The sequence below is a fragment of the Veillonella sp. ZSJB6 genome, assembly GCF_051549505.1.
In the GTDB taxonomy this organism is placed as follows: Bacteria; Bacillota; Negativicutes; order Veillonellales; family Veillonellaceae; genus Veillonella.
The window spans coordinates 1-236 of sequence record NZ_JBPUGE010000187.1; the positions used below are offsets into that span (position 1 = coordinate 1).

At 39.4% G+C, this 236-nt stretch carries 1 pseudogene; it reads right to left on the reverse strand.

The features are described from left to right. Nucleotides 1-236, reverse strand: a pseudogene (locus tag ACSV5T_RS10370) (Lsa family ABC-F type ribosomal protection protein); the annotation flags it as partial.

The following is a 236-nucleotide window of genomic DNA, read 5'->3' on the forward strand; positions in this document are numbered from 1 at the left end:
TACTCATCTGCTCAATCTTGTTATGAAAAACATCTCTTTCCATCCCAAGCTTTCGGAGGTTGTTCAAAAATGCTTGGTAGTCTACTTGGTTTTTCTCTGCAAATTCCGCCAACGTTCCTCGATTATCTTCATAATTTTGGCGTACATAACTAATGCTCAGATGTTTTGGCTGGGATTTTTCTCCTATAACCTTGCCGTTGAATGCCCCCAGAAGATAATGGATAATGGATGACTTT